Source organism: Methanosarcina spelaei (genome assembly GCF_002287235.1).
Classification (GTDB): domain Archaea; phylum Halobacteriota; class Methanosarcinia; order Methanosarcinales; family Methanosarcinaceae; genus Methanosarcina; species Methanosarcina spelaei.
Genome location: NZ_LMVP01000187.1, coordinates 1 through 3,284, shown reverse-complemented (window position 1 = coordinate 3,284; position 3,284 = coordinate 1). Strand labels below are relative to the sequence as shown.

Genomic DNA, 3,284 nt, shown 5'->3' with positions numbered 1-3,284 from the left:
TTGAAAAACAGATAGAATTACAACCCTCAGAAAACCTTGACTCGGAAACAAATTCCTCGGAACAGAACTCAAGTGATGGAGAAGTTGGAGGAATAACCGATAGAGTAAAAGAAGAAATAAACGATGGAAAAAACCTTTCCAGTGTAGAAAAGAAATTTGCCGAGAGTTTCCTGGACCCGAAATCGCAGAAGATATGGATGGTAGGAATCATAGCTGTATTAATATTATTCCTGGTGTATTTAAAGAGAAAAAAGTCATAATAATGCACCTTGACGATTTTAAATGCATTTGTTTTTGGAATTCTTTGAAGAGATTTCGATAAACTATAAATACATATTAATAGTAGACATGTATTGTAGAGAAATATATGAATGTAGATTAATTTAATTAAAAAAGAAATTCGCGGATGAAAGCTTAATAATAATGAAGTTAATTAATGAAGTAGATAATAAACAAAATTAAAAAATATATAGCAAAAATCCGGGATAAAAAAATAAATATTAATTTAGGGGTGTAACGATTGAAGAAAAAAATAGGAACAAGTGAAGTATACATGAGAAAGTGTAAATTAACCTTCGCGGCTCTAATCTGCATTTTCGCACTTATTTCGGTATCAGCCGCGGTTTCCGAAAAAGGACTCTGGGTTGCATCTATCGAGAAAAACGGGGACAGCGTCGTTTTTGCAAACCATTCTGACAGCCAGGAAAATGGCGGATGGATTTACCTCACCGGAGGAAAAGAAATTCAGCTTCCACAACCTCTTAGCTTTAGTTACAGTGGGACAAATTGTGTGGAGAAAGCAGGAGTTGTAGTTAAAATAAACAAGGACAAAAACGAGGAACTGAGTTTTACGTATCCATATTCCACGCATCCGTTTTATACTGAAAAACAGACTGTGAAAATGGATTATAATGGTCCTTCAGCCTTTAAGAAGCAAGCAGTAAATATTTATCTTGTCAAAGGGCTTGGTGTGAGTTCCATGAAACAAGCTCTTGTGGATGCCAAATGCAAGAGCCTGGGTGAAATATTTAAAGAAGGTGTGAACTACAACAAGACATGCGCGACTCTGGATAAGTGCGGTGACCTGTCTAAACCTCTTACCTTCGACTCTCTTGAGCCTGGGAGTTACGGCATCATTATTACACTTGCTGATAACAAAGAATCCAACGTAACGAAAGTTCTTTCAGCGACTTGCTTTGAAGTAGTTGACTATGAAATGAAAGCGAAGGCAGCCAACAATATTAAGGAAGGCGACAACCTTGATGTTGAGATGAGTCTGAAAAATGCACCTGCTGATGGAGAGTTTACATACGGTGCCCTGCTGATAAGTGAAGAGGCCTATAAAGCTGAAGTAAAAGTCGACAGCAATGGAACAATAAACGGGACCGATGTTTCCGTTAATGATTTTGACCTCAGAGACCTAGGCGTTAACTCCACAAACTACAAGTCCAAGTTAAGCAAAAGTGAATTCACAAACGCAGTCCAGACTCTGATTGGAGAAGGCAACGGTACGATAAGCATAGGTGACAAAAACCAGGATACCCTTTCCCTGACAACCTTTGACCTGCAGCCAGGAAAATACTTCCTCTTTACAGGTGCCTATGAACCTGGGAAAGGCCTTGCAGGCATAGACCAGCAAGAACTGACAATAGGTAAAGAAAAAACAAAAACCTCGCCATAATGTATCAGGACTCAGAAACTGACAAAAATCCCGGATTCAGAAAACAGATTTTGAGCCGGACCTGATCAGTGTGAGGATAAAAGGTTAAAGCCAAAAGGCTGAAACTCTAAAAAACAGTCAGAAGTAGAAAGACTCAATGCTTGAAAAGGCGGATTTCTTATAGAACCGCCTTCTTTTTTGATTTTTGTATTTTGGTTTTCCTCTGAAAAATTATAAAATCTTTAGTCAATGGTTCTAAACCGCTCAATAGTCATTTCGGTCAATGGTTCTAAACCGCTCAATAGTCATTTCGGTCAATAGTTCTAAACCGCTCAATAGTTATCGGTCAATGATTTCTCATATTTATTTGCAGTATAGAATCTATTGATATAGTCATCAGCGACAGAAAAACACTATTGAGAAATAACTAGAAAAAGAAAAACTGTTATTGGGAAAAAAACTGTTATTGGGAAAAAAAACTGTTATTGGGAAAAGCCATTAAGCTAATTCCAAAACTTAAAATTGTTTCTTGAGATTCAATGCTCTAAATAATTAACCAAACTTTTTATCATGGAAAATTGTTATTCAAATTTCGGGTTTGAGAGCGAAATCGGTTTTGTACAAGCTCATTAGTAAGTTTTTTGGAGCTATCAGTTTATTCTCGTAGATGCTGCAGTAAACCCGAAATAGAATGGAGCAAAATTCCGGTAAAAGTCATACCCGCCCCTATAACGGTTAGAATTACCATTAAAACCGTCGGCTTGAAGGCAAGACTTCCGTCAAGATAGAAAGTCCGTAATAAACCGAGGCCTATATACAACCCACCTGAGCAGAGAACAAAACCTGGAAGGGTAAACCAGTATAGGGAATTAAACTCCATTTTTAGATAATTGTTAAATCGAATAGTCAGATTGCGCTTAAAGGGACTGATAGTCAAATCGTTTACATTATAGAACTGGATAATATTTTTAAACGTAACGTAACCTCCAGACCAATAGATCCCACTACTATTCATATAGCCGGACTAATTTTCTTGGATAAGGAAGCTTTAAAATATAAATACTTTTCTAAAAGCTCAGAAATAAATAAATTATAGGCTTAAGAGTTTATATAAGAATTTCTCTTTTTTCGCAGGCTCAAACTTTGATCATTCTCTGTACAGATACTGATTGAAATCAAGGTGCTATTAAGTAAAGAAATTCTTATCATATTTCACTGCTATCTCCATAGTTCAATCGGAAGGCTGGCGTTTAAACGGGAAAAAGTTCAAACAGGATCATGTATTTTGAGCATGTAATAAAACGTGAGCAGATATGTTAATTTCTTGGCTGACTCTTGGTTTCTAACATTATTTTAGGATTATTGGTATTTTCAGATCAGTCTTGATCAGTCGCAATTTAATTAGTTACCAGTTCCTGCTTTTAATCCTGCTTAAACCACAAGGATATTGTAATCAATTGGTATAATGTACTTCTACTCCCCCTAATTTTTGATATTTAAAGGAAGATCTCCTGGTACCACATTCTTTTATTAACCAATTTGACCCGTGATATTCTCTTTCCCCACATCTTTATTTCAGTCGAATACCCCGCTAGCTTGCTGCGGGGATGGAAAACTTCCCCGG

The 3,284-nt window shown here is 36.6% G+C and carries 2 protein-coding genes and 1 pseudogene; 2 read left to right on the top strand and 1 reads right to left on the bottom strand.

The window, feature by feature from the left end:
* A pseudogene (locus ASJ81_RS10370) lies at nucleotides 1-260 on the top strand (hypothetical protein); the annotation flags it as partial.
* A 260-nt stretch (nucleotides 261-520) separates the two neighbouring features.
* Nucleotides 521-1,681 carry a TIGR04279 domain-containing protein gene (locus ASJ81_RS10365; protein ID WP_095644391.1) on the top strand — a complete coding sequence of 387 codons (1,161 nt, stop codon included), beginning with the start codon at nucleotides 521-523 and terminating at the stop codon, nucleotides 1,679-1,681.
* Nucleotides 1,682-2,315: 634 nt separating this feature from the next.
* Here the strand turns inward: ASJ81_RS10365 and ASJ81_RS22790 are convergent.
* On the bottom strand, nucleotides 2,316-2,675 hold the full coding sequence (locus ASJ81_RS22790; protein WP_095644390.1) for a hypothetical protein: 360 nt from the start codon (nucleotides 2,673-2,675) through the stop codon (nucleotides 2,316-2,318).
* Nucleotides 2,676-3,284: the final 609 nt, after the last annotated feature.

What these genes read in the sequence shown, in the direction of transcription:
- ASJ81_RS22790 (WP_095644390.1), bottom strand. Translation starts at nt 2,675, where the DNA reads ATGAATAGTAGTGGGATCTATTGGTCTGGAGGTTACGTTACGTTTAAA.